This is a genomic window from Pseudemcibacter aquimaris (assembly GCF_028869115.1).
In the GTDB taxonomy this organism is placed as follows: Bacteria; Pseudomonadota; Alphaproteobacteria; order Sphingomonadales; family Emcibacteraceae; genus Pseudemcibacter; species Pseudemcibacter aquimaris.
Genome location: NZ_CP079800.1, coordinates 2597655 through 2621432, shown reverse-complemented (window position 1 = coordinate 2621432; position 23778 = coordinate 2597655). Strand labels below are relative to the sequence as shown.

Annotated in this window: 22 protein-coding genes; 7 read left to right on the top strand and 15 right to left on the bottom strand. The window is 42.2% G+C overall.

Translation table 11 applies throughout. The features are described 5' to 3' along the window. Window positions 1-45: 45 nt before the first annotated feature. The 3 genes from KW060_RS12350 to KW060_RS12340 all read right to left on the bottom strand — a co-directional run bounded on the left by KW060_RS12350 (window position 46) and on the right by KW060_RS12340 (window position 4245). Window positions 46-1596: a leucyl aminopeptidase gene (locus KW060_RS12350; protein WP_249035693.1), complete on the bottom strand. Its 1551-nt coding sequence runs from the start codon at window positions 1594-1596 to the stop codon at window positions 46-48. A gap of 98 nt (window positions 1597-1694) precedes the next feature. After that, window positions 1695-2471, bottom strand: coding sequence for an NAD(P)-binding domain-containing protein (locus KW060_RS12345; RefSeq protein WP_249035692.1), 777 nt, complete (start codon window positions 2469-2471; stop codon window positions 1695-1697). Next, on the bottom strand, window positions 2464-4245 hold the full coding sequence (locus tag KW060_RS12340) for a cobalamin-dependent protein (protein WP_249035691.1): 1782 nt from the start codon (window positions 4243-4245) through the stop codon (window positions 2464-2466). The genes KW060_RS12345 and KW060_RS12340 overlap by 8 nt, the downstream gene beginning before the upstream one ends. A 130-nt stretch (window positions 4246-4375) precedes the next feature. On the opposite strand from KW060_RS12340, the gene KW060_RS12335 reads away from it, so the two are divergent. After that, window positions 4376-5299, top strand: a complete 924-nt coding sequence (locus KW060_RS12335; protein WP_249035690.1) for a LysR family transcriptional regulator — start codon at window positions 4376-4378, stop codon at window positions 5297-5299. Between the two features lies 1 nt (window position 5300). Here KW060_RS12335 and KW060_RS12330 read toward each other — a convergent pair whose 3' ends face one another. Then, window positions 5301-6710, bottom strand: coding sequence for a sodium/proline symporter (locus KW060_RS12330; protein WP_249035689.1), 1410 nt, complete (start codon window positions 6708-6710; stop codon window positions 5301-5303). A gap of 229 nt (window positions 6711-6939) precedes the next feature. Between KW060_RS12330 and KW060_RS12325 the strand changes: the two genes are divergently transcribed. Continuing rightward, window positions 6940-7521 carry a gamma-glutamylcyclotransferase family protein gene (locus KW060_RS12325; protein ID WP_249035688.1) on the top strand — a complete coding sequence of 194 codons (582 nt, stop codon included), beginning with the start codon at window positions 6940-6942 and terminating at the stop codon, window positions 7519-7521. 39 nt (window positions 7522-7560) lie between these two features. Then, window positions 7561-8955, top strand: a complete 1395-nt coding sequence (locus KW060_RS12320; RefSeq protein WP_249035687.1) for a M20/M25/M40 family metallo-hydrolase — start codon at window positions 7561-7563, stop codon at window positions 8953-8955. On the opposite strand, the gene gcvA is transcribed toward KW060_RS12320, so the two are convergent. From gcvA to gstA, 10 genes are all read right to left on the bottom strand, one after another. Beyond that, the gene (gcvA, locus tag KW060_RS12315; protein ID WP_249035686.1) at window positions 8950-9852 is read right to left on the bottom strand and encodes a transcriptional regulator GcvA; all 903 of its coding nucleotides are present in this window, start codon (window positions 9850-9852) and stop codon (window positions 8950-8952) included. The genes KW060_RS12320 and gcvA overlap by 6 nt on opposite strands. A gap of 32 nt (window positions 9853-9884) precedes the next feature. Then, complete coding sequence (locus tag KW060_RS12310) at window positions 9885-10580, bottom strand: phosphoadenylyl-sulfate reductase (protein ID WP_249035685.1); 696 nt, start codon at window positions 10578-10580, stop codon at window positions 9885-9887. Window positions 10581-10603: 23 nt separating this feature from the next. Further along, window positions 10604-11014: a DUF934 domain-containing protein gene (locus KW060_RS12305; protein ID WP_249035684.1), complete on the bottom strand. Its 411-nt coding sequence runs from the start codon at window positions 11012-11014 to the stop codon at window positions 10604-10606. Continuing rightward, on the bottom strand, window positions 11007-12659 hold the full coding sequence (locus tag KW060_RS12300) for a nitrite/sulfite reductase (protein WP_249035683.1): 1653 nt from the start codon (window positions 12657-12659) through the stop codon (window positions 11007-11009). Before KW060_RS12300 ends, KW060_RS12305 begins: the two co-directional genes overlap by 8 nt. Next, window positions 12646-12966, bottom strand: coding sequence for a DUF2849 domain-containing protein (locus KW060_RS12295; protein WP_249035682.1), 321 nt, complete (start codon window positions 12964-12966; stop codon window positions 12646-12648). The genes KW060_RS12300 and KW060_RS12295 overlap by 14 nt, the downstream gene beginning before the upstream one ends. A 13-nt stretch (window positions 12967-12979) precedes the next feature. Then, window positions 12980-14374 (bottom strand): siroheme synthase CysG, encoded by a 1395-nt coding sequence (gene cysG, locus KW060_RS12290; RefSeq protein ID WP_249035681.1) that lies wholly within the window; start codon window positions 14372-14374, stop codon window positions 12980-12982. 221 nt (window positions 14375-14595) lie between these two features. Next, window positions 14596-15579 carry a DUF4350 domain-containing protein gene (locus KW060_RS12285; RefSeq protein ID WP_249035680.1) on the bottom strand — a complete coding sequence of 328 codons (984 nt, stop codon included), beginning with the start codon at window positions 15577-15579 and terminating at the stop codon, window positions 14596-14598. Between the two features lie 80 nt (window positions 15580-15659). After that, a complete protein-coding gene (locus KW060_RS12280; RefSeq protein WP_249035679.1) occupies window positions 15660-16052 on the bottom strand; it encodes a hypothetical protein in 393 nt (130 codons plus the stop codon). Between the two features lie 19 nt (window positions 16053-16071). After that, the gene (locus tag KW060_RS12275; protein ID WP_249035678.1) at window positions 16072-16407 is read right to left on the bottom strand and encodes a nuclear transport factor 2 family protein; all 336 of its coding nucleotides are present in this window, start codon (window positions 16405-16407) and stop codon (window positions 16072-16074) included. Next, a complete protein-coding gene (gene gstA / locus KW060_RS12270) occupies window positions 16404-17021 on the bottom strand; it encodes a glutathione transferase GstA (protein ID WP_249035677.1) in 618 nt (205 codons plus the stop codon). The genes KW060_RS12275 and gstA overlap by 4 nt, the downstream gene beginning before the upstream one ends. 198 nt (window positions 17022-17219) lie before the next feature. Between gstA and KW060_RS12265 the strand changes: the two genes are divergently transcribed. The 3 genes from KW060_RS12265 to KW060_RS12255 all read left to right on the top strand — a co-directional run bounded on the left by KW060_RS12265 (window position 17220) and on the right by KW060_RS12255 (window position 20417). Then, complete coding sequence (locus tag KW060_RS12265; protein ID WP_420833121.1) at window positions 17220-17579, top strand: winged helix-turn-helix transcriptional regulator; 360 nt, start codon at window positions 17220-17222, stop codon at window positions 17577-17579. Between the two features lie 107 nt (window positions 17580-17686). Then, on the top strand, window positions 17687-17995 hold the full coding sequence (locus KW060_RS12260; protein ID WP_249035675.1) for a DUF1272 domain-containing protein: 309 nt from the start codon (window positions 17687-17689) through the stop codon (window positions 17993-17995). Window positions 17996-18125: 130 nt separating this feature from the next. Continuing rightward, a complete protein-coding gene (locus KW060_RS12255) occupies window positions 18126-20417 on the top strand; it encodes a S9 family peptidase (protein WP_249035674.1) in 2292 nt (763 codons plus the stop codon). 58 nt (window positions 20418-20475) lie between these two features. Here KW060_RS12255 and KW060_RS12250 read toward each other — a convergent pair whose 3' ends face one another. Beyond that, window positions 20476-21603, bottom strand: a complete 1128-nt coding sequence (locus KW060_RS12250) for an amidohydrolase (protein WP_249035673.1) — start codon at window positions 21601-21603, stop codon at window positions 20476-20478. Window positions 21604-21712: 109 nt separating this feature from the next. On the opposite strand from KW060_RS12250, the gene KW060_RS12245 reads away from it, so the two are divergent. Further along, the gene (locus tag KW060_RS12245; RefSeq protein ID WP_249035672.1) at window positions 21713-23380 is read left to right on the top strand and encodes an alanine/glycine:cation symporter family protein; all 1668 of its coding nucleotides are present in this window, start codon (window positions 21713-21715) and stop codon (window positions 23378-23380) included. The last annotated feature ends 398 nt before the right edge of the window (window positions 23381-23778 follow it).

Here is a 23778-nt window from a genome sequence, read left to right as displayed (position 1 = left end):
TATTTAACAAAGAGGCCGTTCTTTAATGTTTCAAATATTGGATTATTAATTTTCGTAATGTTTCTTGATGTATCCGTTTAAAAGCCTGATTCCAAAGGACCTTGAACCCGGTGAAGCCTTGGTCGGCATGGCTTTATCGGAATATGCAACACCAGCAATATCAAGATGGGCCCAATTGGTTTCTTCACGTACGAATGCACCAATGAATGCAGCGCCTGCACTCGCACCCGGAGCAGATGGTCCGGAGTTCATAATATCCGCTACATTATTTTCGATGGCTTTAAAGTGATTCTTGTTTAGCGGCAGGTGCCAAAGCTCGTCACCGGTTTCCTTACCCATATCAAGTAATTTATCCGCAAGTTCATCATGACGCGAGAAAAGCGCCGCGTAATCATCCCCTAAAGCACGGCTCGCTGACCCGGTCAGTGTCGCTAGATTAACAAGAAGCGGCGGATCATATGTTACATCGGTATAATGAATGCCATCGGCAAGAACCAAGCGCCCCTCTGCATCTGTTGATCTGATTTGTACGGTTTTACCAGACATGGTATTTACCACATCACCCGGGCGCTGTGCATTGCCGCCTGGCATATTTTCAGCGAGTGCCGCAACACCAACGGCGTTCACTTTTGCACCTCGACCGGCAAGTGCATAAATGGTCCCGATCGCGCTTGCAGCGCCGGACATATCAAATTTCATGTTCCACATGTTGTTGGAACCTTTTATGCTGATGCCGCCGGTATCGAACGTGATGCCCTTACCAACGATAGCGACAGGATTATCGCCGCTGTTGCCACCATTATATTCCACAATCATGATACGCGGTGGGCGTTTACTACCGCGACCAACGCCATAAATGGCGCCCATATTCATTTCCAGCATTTCCTTTTCATCAATGACTTTGATCGTGATGTTATCCATGCCAGCGAATTTCTCGGTCCATCTTTCAACGAAGCTTTCCGGATAAATTACATTGGCCGGTTCATTGGAAACATCACGTGCGTGCCAGATTGCGTTAGCAACCGGATCAAGTTCTGCATCAAAATGTGATTTGGCGTCATCATCATTGTTGCTGATGATGGTAATGTTTTCCTGGCTCTTCTGGCGGCTTTCTTTTGTGTAATATTTATCAAAATAATAAATACCAAGCTTTGCGCCGTAAGCCAGATTTGCAGTCGCATTTGCGGATACGTCATATACCATTGATGGGGCTTGCTTAAATGCTTTTACCGCGTCTTGTGCGGCGTCACCGCCAATTTTTTGCCACTGAAGGTCAGATTTTTCTTCGCCCTTTGCACCAAGTCCCACAAGCATAATCTGATCATATCCAGACCCCATTGGGGCAGGGATGACTTTCGTGCTCATCTCGCCTGCTTTAAAATCGGCGGCTTTAATGGCATGGCTCAAGGCGCCATTTGAATTGCTGTCAATCGTTTGTCCGAAACTGCCGAGGTCACCATTTTCAAATACGCCAATCACAAGGTTGCCTTGTGACGGGACGTTATCCGAAAATGAAACGGTGGTTTGCGCCAGTGCGGATGTGGTTAATAACCCTGCTGTTGCAAGTGATAGAAAAGTTGTTGATAATTTCCGCAAGATTTCCTCCTGTTATTTTGTATGTAAATAATTGCGGAAATCATTGCGTAATTTATGTATGGGGTCAACCAATAAAATTGATTGCGATATAGTCTGGATTAGCTGTCCTGCGAACCGGAAAGTCTGTTTTTTACTGCGTCCATGGCATCAAGCCATGGTTTATAACCATCGTCAGCATTAATCACTTTTAACCCAAGGTCGGTAATGCCGCCTTTGGTCGCGACATTTTCGATGATCTGTTCAAATGTCTTGTCGCTATCTTTGCCGGACATGATGGCCGCACCACAAATTGTTTGTTCTGTGATTTTGCGTGCCATTTCTGGATCAAGGCCATTTTCTTCGCCCCATTTTCCAGCTTTCGCGATAAATTCAAACAGCCATCCGTAAAAGGCGCTATAGGTACTAGCGGTGGTGAATTCTTGTTGGTTTTGGCACGGGATGACTGTGCCAAGCAAGGAAAGCAGTTCATGTGCTTCGTCATTGTGCGGGTAAAGCAAAGTCGGACTTTGATTGACCGCTGCACATGATATGGGTAAGCAACAAACAACATTTGCCGGGGCAATAAGCGGTTTTAATAAATCAGGTTTTGATCCGGCCACCACAGAAATGACCAATTTATTTTCTGGAAATTCTAATCCATCAAGCACACTGTTAACTGTGTCTGGTCTAACGGCCAGAATAATAATGTCTGATTTATTGATAACATCTTGGTTGTCGGTGGCAACCTGACATCCATATTCTTTTGAAAGGGACGCTGCCTTTTCATTGTTGCGTGGGGATAATGTTATGTTGATTGATGGGGCGCGGTTCATAAACCCTTCGACCAGATATCCGGCGAAATGGCCGACCCCGATGATCCCGATGTTTTTAGTCATAACGTGCTCCCTGCACCATTCTAACCAGTTCGGTCAGTAAATCTTCAACGGTTAAACATACCGTGACACCAAGTTGCCTTAAATCATCACTGACATCAACAGGTAAGCTTGAATGATCGTCGTCTTTTACCTGATTTAATTTTCCGCCAATGAATATGGGCAGTGATAATCCGGCGTCTGCCAGTTCTTTTCTTAATCTGGTGATATAATCAAGGGCGACGCCATTATATGTGCTGATCGCGATGAAAGATGCCGACTTTTCCTGTGCTTCTTTTACGACCACTTCAGGATCGGTACTAACGCCGCCATCAATAACGTTTACATCAACTTTGTTAAGCACAGCTTCGATCAGAACTTTTCCGTATTCATGAACATCGGTACAGGCAACGCAGGCCCTAAAACGTTTGTCTTTGATGATTTCTTTTTCTTCGGCGCTTAAAAATTCTGCAACTTCGTCAGCTTTATTTTCGAGTTCAGCGACTGTTGTTGCTTTAATCACTGGTTTTCTGTTTCTGATTTGCGTGTGGTCAATTTCACCGGGGCCGTATAGCTCTTCAAGCTTTTTGGCACCAATCCGACGAATGGATAACAACAGTTCAAACGGATTGTTAATATCGATGCCCGCTTCTTCTAATCCCTTAAGAACGCTTTCTTTAAATCTTGTGCCTGCTTCGATTAATGTGTCGGCGATATCATCGGCAACACCGTAATCAATCATCGGGACAAAACCCTCTGTCCGTTCAATCAGACGGTTTGTAAATAGATGCGCATCAATGATTTCTTGTGTGTCAGGAATGCGCAGTGCCTCGGTCACCGGAACAGGATTTAACCCATGGCCAGTTGGCCTTGTCATTTGTCCAATGATGTCCGGCATCATATAACTTGCGAGATTAGAATAATTGACGGTCGTGTTGGGACCATAAATGGTCGTGTTGCCGTAAACCATTGAACCCGGATTGATCGACACTCTTTCAAGGGCACGTTGGAACGCAAGTCGCGTTAACGGATCAGAAAATGTATGACCGTAACAATGTGAAATGTTGGCGCCGATTAATTCGTCGACAATATATTGTTCGATCAGAACCGCACCAATGCTGCAGGTGAGATCACAGAAAAGCGCAGAAAAGCCATCATCCAGATTTGAATGGATCAGAATATCTACGGGCTGTGCTGCACACAAGGCAAGTGCTTTAACCGTTTCAGCGGTGGTGGTAATGTCATCATTCCAATGCGGCATACGGAAATTAAAAAATTGGCCAATGTTGCCGATGGTTGTTGAGCCGGCCTTTAAAGCGGCGATCGTATTTTCAAATGCGGCGGGGGTGCCCATCACGAAATCGCCGAAGTGCGGCGCTACTGGCGCGCATTTTGTTAAGGCGGCAAAATCCCCCTCATTATCAAGGATTAGGCCTGTGCCTTTTGGCATGCCTGCGCGTAATTTTTTTGGATAACCCATGCTCCAGTCAAGACAGATTCCATAACGGTCAATGCGGTATCCTGCGTCGGCGATATCCTCATAAATCTTTTTATAGGCATCCTGACTTTTAATCGGGCTACGAAAACCGATTTGACCATGCAACATGACACGGCCATCTTTAACTTGTTGTTCTTTATATTCTTTTTCGCTTTTTACGCCATAAAGCGATAAGAATGGGCTATCTCCAACAGTGACTTCGCGTGCCATATCCTTGCCGACCTGCAGCATGACATTCACGTCTGGCAATTGATCTTCTGGAAAAATATCTTTTCGATTTAACACGTAACTAATTCTCATGATTATTAATGCCTGTAATTATCGTGCGCCTTTTCCTGATAATCAATTGAATTAAAATTAAGTCTTGAATAAGAAAAACGAAAATAAAATTAATCTTCTTTTCAATGGGAAGTTTGATATAAGGGGATTCATGAAAATTAATTTAGAAATAGAATTACTTCGCACTTTCATTGCGTTTGCTGATACCGGAAGTTTTAAACGTGCCGCCGAACTTGTGTTTCGCTCACAGCCCGCTGTCAGCATGCAGATGAAACGATTTGAAGATCTGGTTGGTAAACAGCTTTTTGAAAAAAAAGGGCGTGAACTGGTTCTGACCGAGGCGGGCCTAAACATGGTTTCTTACGCCAGACAGTTATTATCCATGCATGATAATATCGTTGAAAAGGTTCAAGGTCAGAAAATCGACGGTAAAGTATGCCTTGGTATTCCTGATGATTATGCCATGCTGTTTTTGCCGAACATTCTAAAACGATTTTCAGCAACCCATCCGGATGTGGTTCTGGATATTAAATCAGCGGGCTCAAATATATTGTCACAACGCCTGAATAAGGGTGAGCTGGATATTGCCATTTTGGCCGTTAGAACACCGGAAGAGGGCGACATTGTTCTTAAAAAAGATCCGATCGTTTGGGTGACGTCGAAAGATGGCATCGCCCATACCAAACGACCACTTGATTTGGCACTATTCCTTGATGGTTCCCCCATTGATAAAAATACTGTTTCATCATTACAAAAACATAAAAGTGATGATGATGAACCACTTGAATATAAAGTGGTTTTGGAAAGTAAAAGCTGGGCTGTGTTAACGATCGCGGCGCTTTCCGGGTTCGCTGTTGCAACCATGGCGAAATCAGTTGTGGTACCGGGCTTGCAAATCCTGACCGAAGAAGAGGGTTTCCCGAACCTAGGCCATACATATATCGTGATGCGTGCGACGCCGGATACCCAGTCAATTGCAACATCGTGCCTTGCAGAACGTATCATGGATGATTTCAGAAATGACCTGCCGTCAACGGCAGGTGCTGATTTCTTTTCATTAATGAATAGTGATTAAATTAATCTTTTTCGCGTCCGAAGTATAAAATTCCAAACCCGAGCACGAACGGAATACTGCGTTCAATCACGTCACCCGGTGTGTCCGGGAATAATGAAATAGCGACGGCAGTGATAAAGCCGGTTAGTAGTGCCGTATAAATCGTTTTTCCGGTAAAACGGTATCCGGCGAGTTTCATAACAACCGTTGGACCAAATGCCGCACCAAGCGCATTCCATGCAAATAACGCGCGGTCAAAAATTGTTGCCGGCAGATATAATGAAATCAGGATCGACATCACCACCAAAAATGCAACAGCAAGCCTTGAAACAAGTACTTCTTTCCCTTTGTATCGTTGGCCGAATTTTAGGTCATATGAAATACTGGATGCACCCACGAGCAATTGGCTATCCGCCGTTGACATAATCGCTGAAAGAACAGCTGCCAAAATGATCGCACCGATGATAGGTGTAAAGATAATGCCTGTTAATTGGAACAGGATTGCTTCTGCGCCAAATTCAGGGTTCGGGATCAGTACGTTGGCGGTAAGACCAACAATAAACATTCCGATGAACACAATAATAAACCATGAAAGTGTTAAGGCGCGTGCTTGACGCATTGCTTTTTCATCACGCAGTGCCATAAAACGCACAAGCAAATGCGGCTGTCCGATCGGGCCAAGGCCAATGGCCAATGAACCAAGGGCAAAACCAATGGCAGCTAATCCAATATTTTCACCTGTTAATTCAAGAAGTTCCGGTCTTCCAAGTTCACCTAAACCTTCAAACAGCGGGCCAAATCCACCAATTTTTATGAGTGCGAATAGCGGTAATGCAATCGATGCCATAACCATTAATGCGCCTTGGATGGCGTCCGTTACGCTAACGGCCCAAAAACCGCCAAGGAATGTATAAACCATGATGATAACAGCCCCAAGCACAATGGCGCTATCAAGCGAAATGTCGAATGTGGATGAAAATGTATTACCCGCCCCTTGGAATTGTGCGGCTACATAAAAGGCAAATGAAATTAGAATGACAATTGCGGATGCTTTCACAATTCTTTTTTGCCAGATGCTTTCCACATTATGACCCAGAAAATCACCGATTGTGACAGTGTTGTTTTCATGGGCAAATTTCACCATTCTTGGCGCGACATATATCCATGCAATTACGGCGCCCAAGATGGAACCCGCTGCAATCCAAATTGATGACAGTCCAAGCATATATGCAGCACCACTCATGCCCAGTAATGACCATGCAGATGATGAACTGGCAGAATAGCTAAGGGCTGCGACGATAGGGCCTAGCTGCCTGCCGCCAAGGAAGTAATCTTCTTCGGTGGTGACGCGCTTTGATGCCCAATAACCGACTGCGATCAATAATGATTGATATAAAACCAGAGTAACCAGTACTATTGATGCTTTGTCCATTTTATGTCCTTAAATTATCGCAGAGTTCATCAGATTGTGATCATAGTGCGCAAATTCATCACATCAATCAAATGAAAATATATGAAGCCACAAATAAAAATTATTAAACAATGTAGTCATATTTATTCGTTTTATTGACGTAACGCTTTATTTATTTTTAATTGTAAATGCTGAATAACACTGCATTATAAAATTTGAAAAATTTTTCATTTACACAAAGGATCCAACAATGTTTAAAAAACTTTCTTCATTGATCGCCGTGATATTTATGTTTGTCGGCGGCCAAGCATTAGCAGCTGATTTCGATACAGGCGGTGAAAACCCAACTGATGACAGTGTTCTTTATTATTTCGGTTATGGTTCAAACCTTGATGAAACATATTTTAAACAATGGACACCAAGTGCGAAACGCGTAACAACAGCACATCTTCCAAACTATGAAATCCAGTTTAGAAAATATTCAACTGACCTTGAAGGCGGTATCAGTAGTATCGTTCCAAAACCAGGCGGTCTTGTTCAAGGTGTTGTTTACACAATTAAAAAAGAAGAGATCGAAGCACTTGATATTCTTGAAGATGTTCCGCTAGGGATTTACAACCGTGAAACTTTCAAAGTTATTTCACCAGATGGCAAATGGTATAATGCTGACCTTTACTATGTAGCAAATCCAAAAGGTCCATACACACCATCACTTAAATATCTTGGTTACATGATTAAAGGTGCAAAGGCACAAGGCATCAACCAGCCATGGATTGATTATCTTGAAAACCTAAGAGACGAAACTATTAAGAAAAAAGAACAAGAAAAGTAATTTTTTCAATAAACTGAATTTGCCATTGGGATAATTAAGATGAAAACAGGAATTTATAGCTTCTTTGCAGCTTTGTGCTTTTCCTTGATTTTTAAGCCTTTCATCTTTGCGGCAGAACGTAAATATGAAACAGAAGCATTAAATCTGTTAACTGAACTTGTCCCCTATAGAACTGTGGCCGGTAACGGACAAGTCATCCCAATGGCAAACGTAATTGTTAAGCGTTTTGAAGACGCTGGCTTCCCTGATGAAGATATTCATCTAATCCCTATGTATGAAGATACGGCGGGATTGGTTGTGCGACTAAAGGGAAGCGATAGTTCAGAAAAGCCTGTTGTGTTCATGGGGCACATGGACATCGTTGATGCAAAACCGTCTGAATGGGAACTTGATCCATTTGTTGTCAGCGAAGTAAACGGTAAATTAATCGGCAGGGGGGTCGCTGATAATAAAGATGCAATTTCATTATTTGTGACAACAATGATCCGGTTAAAAAAGGAAGGTGTTGTCCCAAAACGTGATTTGGTATTGGTGCTTTCTGGTGATGAAGAAACCGGCGCAAAAACAACCAAAGAGTTATACACCACATATCGTCATTTAACGGACGCTGAATTTGCATTTAACAGTGATGCTGGCGGCGGTAATTATGATGAAAATGGCAAGGCCGTATCATTCGGTATCGAGGTCGCAGAAAAGGCATCAATGAATTTGAAGCTTACTGCCACCAATTCCGGTGGTCACAGCAGTGCACCACGTGATGATAATGCGATTTATGAACTTGCGGATGCGCTTGTTAAGCTTGGTAAATATAAGTTCCCAGTCCGTTACAATGAAATGACCCTTGATTATTTCCGGGAAAATGCAAAACAAAGCAGCGGTGAAATGGCCGCTGCGATGCGGGCATTTGCGAATAACCCAACTGATGAACGTGCGGCAAATGGCATTGAACAATTCCCTGAAATAAAAGGGTTTATTAGAACTACGTGCGTTGCAACCATGTTGTCGGGCGGCAATGCACCGTCAGCCCTAGCGCGTAAGGCAGAAGCCACAGTGAATTGTCGTATTTACCCTGGTGTCAGCGTCGAAGACGTCAAAAGTCAAATTCGCGATGTAATTGGGAACCCGGCAATAGAAATTTCTGATCTTAATATTCCGGAATATACACCGGGTGCATCGGACATGATCCCTGCTGCGTACGACGTCATTAAAAAGGCAGTACAGGCGCAACACCCACATGTTGAGCCTCTTCCATATATGGCGGCTTATACCACCGACGCCAAAGTGACCCGCTCTCTAGGTATTCCTACCTATGGGGTGTATGGCGTCTATTATGGAGTTGGCGATGGTAATTCACACGGCTTGAATGAAAATATTACCAAGCAATATTTCTATGATGCACTTGATTACTGGTACATCGTTATGAGCGAGCTATAAACTTGCTTCTTTACGTAGCCAGCTGATGAAGTGCTTGATTTTCGGAATATCTTTTTTCGCTTCCGGGCATACGATGTAATAGGCAAAATCCACTGGTTGTGCACGGCAAAAGAGCTTCACAAGCTTCCCTTTATCCACATCATCCTTGGCAATGGTGCCTTTTGCGATGGCGACGCCTCTTCCGGCGACGGCAGCTTCAAGTGCAAGTTGGGTTGTGTTGAAATGCAATCTTTTTGAATTTTCCGGCAGCGTTACACCGACTGCTTTTAACCACATATCCCATTTAGGGCAGCTTTCATCTTCAAGTGATGAATCATCATGAATTAAGGTAACATCTTTTAAGTCTTCATATGTTTTGATGCTGTCGTCTCCTGTTACGAGATCAGGGGAACATACGGCATAAACCTCTTCTTTCATTAATTCTTCCACATAAAGATCAGGGTAATTGCCTCTTCCGTATCTAACGGCAAGATCAAAGTCAGAATTTCTGAAATTAATAATTTCCATTGATGCGGAAACACGCACGGCAATTTCCGGATACTCTTCCTGAAATCTACCTAATCTTGGGATCAGCCATTTTGATGCAAATGATGGTGATAAAGTAAGGCGCAAGTCATTATCTTTTTCACTTTCTTGCATAATCCCCACGGTAATCTCAAAATTTTTAAATGCTTCTTCGAGTGATGGTAGGGCGCGTTCCGCCGGTTTTGTCAGGCGCAAGACCTGTTTATCACGCACGAAAAGCTGCACGCCCAGATAATCTTCTAGTGTGCGAATTTGCTGGCTGATTGCCGCCGGCGTCACTGAAATTTCTTCGGCTGCTTTTTTAAAACTTAAATGTCTTGCTGCCGCGTCAAAAGCTCTTAAAGCATTTAACGGTAATAAAGCCCGTTTCATTGCTTATCCTTTGAATTAATCATTTTACTTATTTAAAGCGTGTTCCCATGAATACCACACTCTGTTTTCACTTGTCCACGCCAACGTCCGGCTCTTGGATCTTCGTCTTTTCCAACTGCAGTGGTGCATGGCATACAACCGATAGAAAGAAAATTATCCTTCAGTAGCGGATGTTCCGGCAATTTATATTTTTCAATATAATATGCCATGTCATCTCGTGACCAGTTTGCAAGAGGGTTTACCTTAATACGCATATCATCCAGTTCAAATAAAGGGATATTCGATCTGCTTGCGGATTGATATTTTTTTCGACCTGATATCCATATGTTCGTGTTCTTAAGAGCGCGATTTAAGGGTTCAACTTTACGAATAAAGCAGCATAAATCCGGTCTGCTTTCGTGAGCAATGCCATGTGGGTCTTTTGCATTTAGCATTGACGTGTCTGGTTTAAAACTCTTGATGTTTTTTAAGCCAAACTCATGTTTTAAAATATCTTTATATTGAAGCGTTTCTTCGAATAATTTTCCGGTATCAATAAGAACAACTGGAATGTTGATGTTAACGCGTGAAACAAGATGAAGTAATACGGCTGATTCCGCGCCGAATGAAGACACCAACGTAAGCGACGGGAATTCAAGCGCCAAGTCACGCAACAACGTAAAGCTGTCCGTATCTTTATAATGATCATTTAGCTGATCAACTTTATTCACAAGTTCCAGATAGTTCATCTGATTTTCCAATGCTCAATACGTTAAAATGCCCCGCCGCCGCTAAAGTGTGGGCCACTGCGTGCTACTCTTAAATCATAGACGGTATCGGTTCCTGCAAACGTATTTTGGTATGCTTCAGGAAAACGATTAAGTTCATCGTCGATGATTTTCTGGTCGAATGGTTTTTCGAAATATAGTGCGGTGAAACCAACTTGCGCATATTGGCGTGCCTGATCAGCGCGAATATCACCGCTTGCTATTAATTCACCTTTAAATCCTTCTCTTCTTAGGCGGCGTGCCTGACTATAGGCTCGACCATCCATAAAAGTCGGGAACAGAAGCACAATTGCTTCTGATGACAAAAAAGCTTCATCAAGTTCATGTAATGAATTGGTGTTATCAATCACCAATGATCCAGAAGGAAGCGATTTAATTACAGATAACTTAGTCATATAATGCTCCTTTAAATGGGGCCATGCCAACACGGTTATAAGTGTCGATGAAACGTTCGTTGCCTTCTTTTAAGCCCAGGTATGTTTCGATAACCGTATCAACCGCAAAGATAATTTCCTCTTCTGAAAAGCCGGGGCCAGTGATCTTACCAATGGATGCGTTTTCATCAGCACTGCCACCCAATAGTATTTGGTAAGCTTCTGTGCCTTTTTTATCGACACCAAGTATGCCGATATGACCAACGTGATGATGCGCACATGCATTAATACAGCCAGAGACTTTAATCTTTAGCTCGCCAATTTTTGCTGCGCGCACAGGGTCCGAATATCTGGTGCTGATTTCTTGCGCCAGTGGAATGGATCTTGCGTTCGCGAGCGCACAATAATCAAGACCCGGGCAGGCAATGATATCTGACACCAATCCGTGATTTGGAGTTGCCAGATCGATATCTTTTAATTCAAGCCATAATGCCGGCAAGTCATCCTTATAAACATGTGCAAAAACAAGGTTCTGTTCATGTGTTGACCTGATTTCACCGAGCGAATAAATTTCTGAAAGTTTTGCAAGTGCATCCATCTGATCGGCTGTTATATCACCTGGGATGCCGCCATTTGGTTTTAGAGAAATCGTTACGGTTGCGTAATTTTCAACTTTATGCTCGTGCATGTTATTATCAATCCATGCCGCAAAATCAGAATTTTTATTATAAAAACGCTCAAAATCTTGTGTTGGAACTGTTTTGAAATCGTATGATGGCGGCTCAAAATGTCTGAAAATCAATTCTTTTGCTGCATCAGGCAGGTCAGTATTGTTCTCTTTCAAGATCTCCTGCCATTCTTTTTCAACAGTTTCACGGTAATTGTCGATGCCATTTTCTTTAACAAGAATTTTGATGCGAGCCTTGTATTTATTGTCGCGTCTGCCATCAAGATTATACGCACGTAAAATCGCCTCAAGATAACTGAGTAAGTGTTTTTCTGGCAGAAATTCTTTAATCACAGTGCCGATGATTGGTGTTCGGCCAAGGCCGCCGCCAACTAAAACTTTAAAGCCAATTTCATCCTTGTCGTTTTTAACTACCTCAAGGCCAATATCGTGAAATCTGATGGCGGCACGGTCATGCTCAGCGCCAGTGATCGCGATTTTAAATTTACGCGGAAGATAGGCAAATTCTGGGTGAAATGTTGACCACTGTCTAATGATTTCTGCGTAAGGGCGTGGGTCTGCGACTTCGTCTTTTGCTACACCGGCAAGTTGATCGGTGGTCGTGTTGCGAATGCAGTTTCCACTGGTTTGAATTGCATGCATTTCAATGGACGCCAGTTCTTCCAAGATTTTCGGAATATCAACCAACTTAGGCCAATTATATTGGATATTTTGCCTGGTGGTGAAATGTCCATAGCCTTTGTCATAAGTTCTTGCGATATACGCAAGCTTTCTAAGTTGGACAGCATTAAATGTACCATATGGAATTGCCACACGGATCATATAAGCATGAAGCTGCAGATAAACGCCATTCATCAAACGAAGTGGTCTAAACTCTTCTTCGCTTAGTTCACCACTTAGACGGCGATCAACCTGACTGCGAAACTCTTCGATGCGCTGTTGAACAATTTTATGGTCATAAGCATCATACTGGTACATGATTGCCTCTTCTTGTTTGGTTGTTTTGTGCTGAATATTCGATAGTTGGGCCGTTCGAACGAATTTTTTCACGCATGGAAAGTGGGCGAATGTCGGAACCGCTAAGTTCAACTGGAATAATTTCTACACTGATCAGATTTTCATCATCGATGGTTTTGAGCGCTTCTTTCTTAAGATGATCTTCGTCAGATGAAACCAATGAAAATTGAATATCCTCTGACCATTTTTCACCATCAAAATAAACGACAACGCCGTCTTTAAGGCGATTGCCAGTGATGATTTTCAATGTTAATGACTTTTTACTCATAATTTTTCTCAACTTAATTTGCGACTTTAAGCGGTGTTACGAGCGGCAGTGCAAAATCGTCTGCCTCTCTCACCACTTCACCCACGATCAAGAGTGCGGGGCTGATAACATTGTGTTCTTTTACCAAGTCACCTAATTGTGAAAGTTCACCGTATACGCGTCTTTCATTTTCTCTTGTGCCATTTTCAATAATGGCAACCGGGGTTTCGGGTTTATATCCGTCCCTGATTAATGATGTGGATGTTTCATCGGCGGTGGAAATGCCCATGTAAATGGCAATGGTTTTTCCGTCACCAGCTAATCCGTGCCAGTTTTGGGTTTTGTCTTCTTTTAATTGCCCTGTCGCAAACGTGACCATTGATGCATGTTCACGGTGCGTTAATGGAATTGAACTATTTGCGGCTATGCCAACGGCTGACGTAATGCCGGGCACAATTTCATAACTGATGCCGGCGTTTCTTAAGGCGTCGATTTCTTCTGCGACACGCCCGAAAATCATCGGGTCGCCACCTTTTAAACGAACGACAAGAAGACCTTTGTTAGCATGGTCGACGATGATTTGATTGATCTCATCTTGTGAATTTTTATGGACGGCACGTGATTTACCGACATCAATCAGCTCTGCATCACGCCTGCTTAGGTTCAGGATATCTTTTGAAACCAGATTATCATGAATGATAACGTCTGCTTCCTGAAGCGCGCGATGCGCTTTCAGCGTTAGTAATTCCGGATCACCCGGCCCAGCACCCACCAGACGGACGTGGCCTTTTTGACCGTCTTTATCCGCAGATCCGATAAGTTTTAAAATTCTTTTGCGTTGTTGTGTTACTGGCAATTTCAGCAACGTGCTAATTTCGCGGTCAGAATAAATATTATTCCAAAACTTTAATTTTAGTGCCGCTTTTGCGATTAATTTATTAACGCCGGGTCTATATCCATGAAGTAGTTCCACCAGATTTCCGAGATCAGTTGGGAGGAGCTGTTCGATCTTTCTTCTTAAATTACGTGATAGAACGGGTGCTTTGCCGTCAGTGGATATTGAAACGGTGATTGGTCCGCGCTGAACAATGGCGGGCGTTGTAAAGCTTGAATGAACTGGATCATCCACATGATTATATGGAATGTTTAATTCTTTCGCTGCCTTTACAATTGTCTTAAGTTCATCATCGCTGACTTTTGAAATATAGATTAGTTTTTTATTGTTTAATATTTCTGGTGTATAGCCGCCTTTGATAATTTCAATTTCGGCACCAAATAATTCTTCGATATTCTCATCATCATAGACGAGCGCAGTAACACTGGCTCCAACCGCAAGCAGCAATCGGATTTTGGCAATAGCCAAGTGTCCGGTGCCAGCGACCAGTACATTCGAATTATTTAAGTCCAATAAAATTGGAAAACGGCTCATTTGTTTATTCCCTGATAAAATACAACGCCTTTACTGCTAATCTTTGTCAGGTCAAAATTCAAACAAGTATTTCTATTCTATTATGATAGAAATTTTATTCTTATATTAGAAAAATTATTCTAATAAATAATAATTGTGGGAATTAAATTATAAATTTTGGATGTAATTCTGCTACTTCTTTCCTTGTGGTAAAGAAGGTGATTATCGCTGAATTTTGGGTGTTAATCGATCTTTGGCGAAAGCCAGCGCATCATATTGATAAATAGATTTGCATTATCATTATTTGGTGAAAGTGTAACTGCGATGTCTTCTGTCTTTTCGCCATCGGAAAATGTGAAGATAAAATTGCGAAACATGCCTTGGTCGGTTGCGACGACAACTTTCCCTTTACCAAATGTAAAACCAATCATTCCTGCATAATCATCGGATATTTCGGCGGCGATTTCACCAGTTGTATAATTGATGCTGCCTGCTGGGAAAGGAAGAATGGCATCTTCTTTTTCGCGGAAGATGGCCGTGCCACATAAAAAATCAACTTTGTTTACCGGTAATGGTCCTCCCGCAACAGGATGTTTTTTGTTTAATGTGTTGTCTTTTTCGGACATGCCAAAATAATGGGAACAAATTCCGGATGCGGGATCGGTATAACTTGGGTATTCTTTGCTCCAGACGTAACCGTCTCTTAGTTTCACATTCAGGGCTTCAAGTATCGGAAGTGCACCACCACCACCAGGCCAGTGACTAAGTGACAAATATAATCCACCACCATTATCGATAAAACGAATAATGGCATCAAGTTCTTCACTTGAAAGTGGGCTTTTCCAATATTCACCGCCATTAGGCAATTCTATTTTGTTGTTCGGTAAGCCGTGGATGATAAGTACATCGGCATCATTTAAATGCTGATCAAGGGACGTATTTGCATCTTTTAAAGTAAAGCCATCTTTGCGCATCATGTCTTGCATATGCATTGTGCCGTTTTCTTCGTCCGGGATGGAATAAATCGTTTCATGAAAGCGGTCGATCAAGACGCGCGTACCGTGATTGTTTGTTAAGGCAGGGAAGTCAGGTACATAATCTGTTTTAACGGCATCAACAAATTCTCGTTTGATTACCTTATGATCCGTTTCTTGAGCGGTACTTATTGATAATGCGCAGGTTAAAATTCCGAATAATAATATTGTAAATCGGGATTTTGGGTGCATTTATCAAATTCCTTTTTTCATGAATGAGTTTCTATTAGTAACGCGTCAGTAATAAAAAGTAAAACCTCGTATATAAATGCTTAATTGCGCCTGTTGTTTAAGCGCTCTCTTATGGTATTTTTACGAATTGTGATTGCCTTTAACTGTTCATCGTTAAGATGATTTTTTAATTCACTTTCAAGCTTGTCATTGATTTGGGAAAATTGGGTTCTGGTATTTTTCATCAATGTTTCCATTTCATTGCCCGAACGCTCTAAAATTGGCATTACTACTTCTTTTTGATCTGCGGGCATTTCGCCAATGATTTCTGCATATTGGTTCACGAAACCGTCTGCGGTCGTAAAAGATTGTAGTTTATCAATCCGCACTTTTACCACACGACCAACCAAAGCGCCGCCGATAAGCATTCCAATGATTAATGTGCTTATTAGAATTAAAAATGTTTTTGTTTTTTTCTTTGTGATAGTTTCCATTGTTTTTCCTAATACAGCATTAAGGATAAAAAACCTTCGTCAGGAAGGGCGAATAATCGACAAAATCACGATCACCGATCGAGCACCGTACTTTCGCGAGTGCGGTGTTATCCCCGGCAATTTCAATATGATCGATGAAATCTTTTCGCTCTTCTGCGCGCGATGCGGGGGAAATACGTTTTGAAACAACATCAAAATATTCATCCATATGGCGAAATAACGGTACCGGTTCGTCGGCCGTTGCGTATAAGGCACGTGGATGGAATACCAGCGTAAGAAGCGCGACATCACAATGGTATAGCCCATCGAAATAGTCCTGCATCAGCGCTTCTAGTTTTTCACGCTGATTGCTCACGATAGCAGTCCTTCTGCTTTTAAGGCGCGTTGTACCGACGGGCGTTCACGGGTACGTGCCAGAAATGCTTTAATGTTCGGCCATGCCTCTAGCGAATGATCAATAAAATTGGACCAGTTCATGATCACAAATGCATATGCATCTGCAGCTGTGAAATTATCGCCAAACAGATATGATCTTCCATCGTTTAATTTATCTTCCAGATAATCCAGTCTGGAATTTAGTTTTTTTATTACGGTTTCTTTTCTTTCATCGGTCATATTATCTTCAGCAAAAATGGGGGAGTAAGCCTTATGTAATTCTGAAGATAGATAGCCGAGTGTTTCGTTAAATTTGGCGCGTGCGACTGTACTGTCTTTTGGTGCCAGACCGGATTCTGGTTTTAAATCCGCAATAAAGGTAAGAATGGCTGTATTTTCAAGAATGCTTGTCCCATCATTCAGTTTTAAGGCCGGAACGTAACCAAGTGGATTAATCTTGGAATAATCCTCTCCATTTTCGGTTGTTCCTGTGCCACGGATGACTTTTTCGATTGAAAAGTCCATGTTCAATTCATTGAGCGTGATGTGTGATGCCATTGAGCAGGCACCCGGCAAATAATATAGTTTCATCATTATATTCCATTGTTTATTGGCTTAAAAAATTTGCCAGCGTTAATTACCCTGGATGGTTTACATAGGATGTGTAGTATCATCTTGCAATATGGTAACTAATGGTTACTATAAGAATTGAGTTACCCCAAAGAAACCTGATGAATTCTGGGAAACCAGCTGAAAATCGGGTAACCAGATGTAAGGAAAGTGAGGCCGTTCATGGCATTAAAAATGCGACATAATAAAAGCCCAAAACCGATTGAACCCTGCGCCTTAACGCAGTGTATGAACGTCATTGCCGGTGCATGGGCCCCAAATGTAATCTGGATGTTGCGTGGCGGTCCACGCCGTTTTAGTGAGCTTCGCGCGGACATTCCCCCGGTTTCAGCAAAAGTACTGTCGGCACGTTTATCGGAACTTACAGAGCGTGGTGTCATCCTGCGTCACGTAAGACCGACATCGCCCCCATCCACTGAATATGAACTTACCGAGCTTGGAAGGGAGCTGATCCCGGCATTAGAAGCAATCGTTGAAGTTGGCCATAAGTTAAAAGCGCAACAGAAATTAAACGCGAAATAGATTATTCAAAATAATCAAATTCAGTAATCAAATCACAAGGATAGATTAGCGAAACGTGAAACGTTAAATTAGCCAATCAGGTAAATTAAGCCAGGAAAGGACAAGATATGTTGGAAATCAGGCCGGAATGCGAATGCTGCGATAAGAAATTACCGCCAAATTCAACGGAAGCCTACATTTGTAGTTATGAATGCACTTGGTGTGAGGATTGCACCGAAAATATCCTAAAGCATGTTTGTCCTAATTGCGGTGGTGGTGTTGTTAAAAGACCGATCAGGCCCGCAAATGAATGGCGAAAAGGGTTAAGCACTAAACATCAGCCGCCCTCAACCAAGATCGTAAAAACAAAATTCACCCATCAGGAAATCAGCGATTTTGCCGATAAAATGAATGAGATCTTACCCGAGAACCGTTGATTTAAGTTAAAGCATGCAATTAAAAACAATAAATGGTATATAATATACAATGTTAAAATGAATCATCACTTTTGATTGAATTTGGCTAACGAAATAGGCACTCAATCGATAATAAAAAGGGGAATATTTGATGAAAAAGTTTTTAATTGTATCGCTTATGACTTGTATGGTTCCGTCAGTCGGATTTTCAAAGGTTAGCAGTGCGGATTATGAACGTGCGGAAAGTTTTTTACCGTGGAATATGCGCGAATTGGTTACTAACGTTGATCCGGATATATCCTGGCTGGAAAATGGTGACGGGTTATGGCTTCGGGAGCAAACACCGAATGGTATCAGGTATAAATTCCATACTGAAAATGATGCTGAAATAGCATTTGACCATGGGCGCATTGCAGCATCGCTGAACGCACTTGATGAAAAACAGTTTGATGAAAATAATCTGGATTTTGATAATCTGAATATCATTGGAAATAACGAACAATTCAGTTTCACCACAAGCCGTGGCAATCATTATAGCCAATATAGCTGTTCCCTTACGGAATATAGTTGTTCTGTTAGTCATATTGACGGCGTTTTATCACCAGATGGAAAATGGTCCGCCACCGTCGAAGAAGACCGTAATATTTATTTGATAAATGTTAGTACCGGTGAAAAGCATCAAATGACACATGGTGCGGATAAGAAAAATATTATCTATGGTACGCGCATGCCTGCAGTAAACCTGATGATTGCGGCGGGACAAGAAGATGTGCTACGCAGACCGAACATTTACTGGGCACCGGACAGTTCAAAATTCCTGTCTTATAAACTGGATATGAGTAAAGCCAAAACACTGACGCTTGTTCAGGCGGTCCATGAAGACGGCATTAGACCAAAAACATTTAATTATCCATATTCATTACCCGAAGATAATGAACTAACCATGATGGAACATATTATTTTCCATGTGGATGGCTTAAAAGCGGTGCCAACAGACGCAAGCCCCATTCCGATTAGGTATGAGAGCGTTGGGCCAGAATACACATGGTCTAATGATTCAAAACTTTTAAGATACATTGAATATAACCGTGGAAATTCTGAAGGTTGGCTTAAAGAGGTCGATGCGGCAACAGGCAAGACAAGACTGATCACAACCAAAACCGCAGGCGAAGGGTTTGTATACCCTCATTCAACCAGATATCAATTTATTAATAATGATGCTGAATTTATCTTTACATCAGAACGGGATGGCTGGAACCACTTTTATATGCATGACGGTAAGACCGGCGATGTAAAACATCAAATTACAAAAGGTGAATTTTTCGTTCAGGAAATCATGGGTGTTGATGAGGAAAACGGCCATCTGTATTTCACCGCCAACGGACGTGAAGCGCACAGGGAAACTGATGGTGACCCATATTTGCGTTATCTATACCGTATTAATCTGGATGGTTCGGATATTCAGTTAATCACCAAGGAACGCGGCGATCATGAAGTTTCCATGTCACCAAAACTGGATATGGTGGTTGATAAATATTCGCGTCATGATCTGCCAACTGAAACAATGTTGAAAAGTATAGATGATGGTGGTTCAAACAAGCTCCTTACCAAAGCTGACATCAGTGAATTAACCGCTAAGGGATGGAAATTCCCAAAAACATTTAAGGCATTCGCAGAAGACGGTAAAACACCAATTTACGGAATGATGTTTTACCCGACCCATTTTGATCCCAACAAAAAATACCCGATCATTGAAAATATTTACACGGGCCCTGCCTTGCATAACGTAAAGAAAAACTTCAGGCAGACCTATCAAGATACGGCGCAGTCCATTGCGGAACTGGGTTTTATCGTGTTTCTGGTTGATAGCCGTGGTACAGGTTATAGACGTACTGATTTCCATTTTGGCGCCCGTGGCAACCTTGGCGGTTTTTATGGTGACAGGGTTGCGGCCGTAAAACAGCTCGCGGAAAAGTATCCATATATTGACGGGGAAAAAGTTGGTATTTTCGGCATGTCTGCTGGTGGATATGCATCGGCACGGGCCATGTTCCTTTATCCTGATTTTTATACGGCTGCCGTTTCATCATCGGGCAACCATGATCACCGACTTGATAAAGCCAACTGGAATGAGCGCTGGATGGGATTACCGGTTGGGGAACAATATGTTCAAAGTTCAAACCTTGAAATTGCTCACAGATTAACAGATGGAAAATTGCTGCTTGCTGTTGGGGAGCTGGATCACAATGTGCCACCCGCTGCGACGATGCAGTTACTTGACAGGTTGATTAAAGCCAATAAAGATTTCGATCTGATTATGATGCCGAATAAACAGCATTCATTAGAGGATGATTTCTATTTCATTCGTAAAAGATGGGATTATTTTGTCGAGCATCTGTTGGGGGAAGCACCACCAGAATACCGTGTTCGTTATTATGAATAAATAAATTGAAAGTGGTGCCAATGATAATGATTTGGCGCCACTTTTTTATTTGGGATATTTATAATAAATGATCGCTATAAATCTGATAAAAGATCGACACACCCCGTTCAATTAATTCATCGGGGAAATCGTAATCCGGGTTATGGATTTGCGGATTTTCTTCACCGGCACCGAATGCAAACATGGCCCCACTGGCGGATGCGCTAATGGCGCCGAAATCTTCTGACCATCGGAATGGTTCATCCAGATATGCCACGTCATGATTTGTTTTTTGTGCGGCTTTCGCGACATGTTCAACGCATTCTTCGTGGTTTACGCTGGCATCGAAAACATCGGCCCATTCAATTGAATGGCTTAAGCTGTGTTTTTGAGCCGCTTTCTTAACCAGTTCTTCTGATTTTTCGACAAGCTTTGCCATGCCTTCGTTGCTTTCGCTTCGTAAGGTGACCATGAAAACCGCGTCACTTGGTGCGGTGCCGAACGCGCATTCACCCATGCTTGAATGAACGGTCGTGGACATCAATAATTCATCCATATCAATTGTATCTGCAATATTTGGGAAGGCGGCGAGCAATTCGGAAAGTGCTTGTGCCGGGCTAATGCCTGTTTCCGGATAGGCGGCGTGGGCAGTTTTCCCGGATAATTTTATGATCATTCCGCGAGAGGCACAATTAAATGTTCCAGTTCGGATCATAACCTGCCCCATTGGGTGTCCGGGCAAGTTATGAAGCGCATAACAATAATCAGTTTCAAGATCTTTAAACTTTTGATCGGCAACAACAAATCTTCCGCCTTCGCCGGTTTCTTCGGCAGGCTGGAATAAAATGACGACGCTGCCTTTTTGAGGGCGGTTCTTGGCAATTTTTTCCGCAAGTCCAAAAATGATCGACATATGGCCATCATGACCGCATTTATGGGAAACGCCCTTATTCACCGAACGATAGGAAAAATCATTTATTTCTTCGATGGGTAATGCATCAAGTTCAGCACGGAATAAAATTGTTGGCCCATCTTCGGATGATGTGAATTTGGCCGCGACGCCGCAACCACCGATACCGGTAATGATTTCATCGGGATTAAGTGTTTCTAACTTTGATTTCAGTAGATCAGCCGTTTCAAATTCAACACCAGAAAGTTCAGGGTGTTGGTGAATGTGGTGACGTAACTTAATTAAATTTTCGGTCATTATTCGTGCGCCTGATAAATATATAAGTTGTTATTTTTAAAATACTTTATAATAATGTTTTTCATAAAGAAAAAGAAATAAAACAATAATTATAATCAGGGGAATATTTATGAGTTTGAATGATTTTTTAATCTCAATCGACAGTTTATTGGGAAGCGCGCCATGGTTTCCATTTGTGTTATTGGGGGTTGGATTATTCTTTTCAATTTATTTAGCATTCCCACAAATCAGATTATTTAAACATGCCTGGGCCGTTTTATTCGACCCGAAAAAAGACAGTAAAGCAAAGGGGGAAACATCCCATTTCCAGGCCATGTCGATGGCGCTTTCCGGCACGATCGGTACGGGGAATATAGGCGGTGTGGGCCTTGCTATTTATTTGGGCGGACCGGCGGCCATTTTCTGGATGATGGTAACGGCCTTTGTTGGTATGACTACAAAATTTGTTGAAGTAAGCCTTTCCCATAAATACAGGGTAACCGTCGAAGACGGAACCGTATCTGGTGGCCCCATGTATGTGATGGATAATGGGCTAAACTGGAAACCGCTGGCGATACTATTTGCCGCGACCATTGCGATAACATCTATGGGTTCCGGTAGTATGCCGCAGGTTAACAATATGGCGCAAGTCTTACGTGAAACTTTCAATATTAATGAAATGGTCACTGGTGGTGTTGCAACCACATTACTGGCGTTTGTGATTATTGGTGGAGTGACCAGAATTGCGAGCTTTACGTCAAAAGTCGTTCCTATCATGGCGATGCTTTATCTGGTTGGTGGTTTTGCGGTAATCCTTACCAATTATGAAAATATCATTCCGTCATTTATGACAATATTTGCTGATGCCTTTACCGGCAGCGCTGCTGTAGGTGGGTTCCTTGGGGCAACATTCGCGTTTGCCTTTAACCGTGGGGTCAATCGAGGGTTATTTTCCAACGAAGCCGGGCAGGGTGCAGCAGCGATTGCCCACGCATCCGCAGTAACAGATGAGCCGGTATCAGAAGGCGTGGTGGCGTTACTTGAGCCATTCATTGACACGATCATGATTTGTACCTTAACGGGACTGGTTATTTTGTCATCTGGCGTCTGGACAGAGAAACATGAGAATATTTTCCAACAATCCGACTTCGCAATTATTGAAGGAACATATTCCGATACCAATTCACAAGATAAAGAAGAACTATTTAAATATTTAAACTTCTTAGAAAGCGCGACCATTGAAGAATATAACGGTGAAATTGAAATTGTTGACGGGAAAATGGTCACTGATGATGTTACTATTTTGAATGCGCGGTCCGTGGCGGAAGATGTTATTTTTTACGAAGACACGTTAACAGGTGAAAGTGAATTATATTCAGGACCATTATCAATAACAAACGGTGACATTGATAATGGTGACATTGTCGTAACGGGAAAATCGCTTGTCCATTCTGCGGCACTAACCAGTATTGCCTTTACCAAAAGTTTCTTAGGTGAGGGGGGTAAGTATATCGTTGCCATTGCACTTACGCTTTTTGCTTTTTCTACGGCTGTATCTTGGTCTTATTACGGTAACAGATGCGTGGTTTATTTGTTTGGTATTAAAGCGGTTACACCGTTTAGGGCAGTGTTTCTAACGGGGTTCTTTTTGGCATCCTTTGCGGATACCACAATCATATGGACGGTGGCGGCAATTACGGTTGTGTTTAGTACGCTTCCTAATCTTCTTTGTATGATTGTTATGCGTAAAGAGATTAAAAACATGGTGAATGATTATGTCGAAAAAATCAGACCATAATGAACCCAATTCGTTTTTCTGAATAAATCGCAATAAGTGACGATATAACGCTTTATTGTTATATTATAACAATTTAATATTTCGCAGAATCAATAATATCTAGTGGTTGGGGGAATGACCGTTCATTTTGCTCTTGAACCACTGATCAAGGGTATAATGAAATGCGAATTATTCGCCGACATATCAGATTTATTTTGTTTGCTGTAATAGCTTCATTGCTATTCAGTCAGCATGAATTGATCACGCATGATCATAAAGATACCGTTGACCCTTGCGCAATATGTAAAATAATTGATCAGAATAATCTGACGAACATAAATAATACACCAATTGAACTGTCATTAATGATTGTCTTGGGGGGGATGTTATTTGCGTTTAACACCATAATAGCATCATAC